Raw genomic sequence first — 507 nt, forward strand, 5'->3', positions numbered from 1 at the left:
TCTTGTAGATGCCGTTGTCCAGGGCAACGATGCCTTCGGACGGCAGCACGCGACGGATGTCGGCGACCATGCGCTGCGGGTAGACCGGGAAACGGTCGTCATCGGCACCTTCGGCGATCTGTGCTTCGTTGGCTTCACGGATCGCCATCAGGCGGGTGAAGTCCCAGTGTGTGGTGTCGGTCAGCGCTTCGCTGATCTGCCATACGGCGTTGGCGATGTCGCCGATCACTTCCACCTGCGGGAAGTACACGGCATCGACTTCGGCAGAGCGGAAGTTGATGTGGATGACCTCGGTGCCGCCACGGACCATGAAGAACGGCGGCTTTTCGATCACGTCGTGGCCGATGTTGACGATCAGGTCAGCGGCTTCGACGGCGCGGTGCACGAAGTCACCCGACGACAGTGCGGCGTTGCCCAGGAAGCGTGGGTGACGCTCGTCGACCACACCTTTGCCCATCTGGGTGGTGATGAACGGGATGCCGGTCTTGTCGATCAGTTGCTTGAGGA

At 61.7% G+C, this 507-nt stretch carries 1 pseudogene; it reads right to left on the reverse strand.

From position 1 onward, the window contains the following. Positions 1-507 (reverse strand): annotated as a pseudogene (locus tag IRZ77_RS26690) (acetolactate synthase large subunit); the annotation flags it as partial.

This window comes from Pseudomonas pudica (assembly GCF_015680405.1).
In the GTDB taxonomy this organism is placed as follows: domain Bacteria; phylum Pseudomonadota; class Gammaproteobacteria; order Pseudomonadales; family Pseudomonadaceae; genus Aquipseudomonas; species Aquipseudomonas pudica.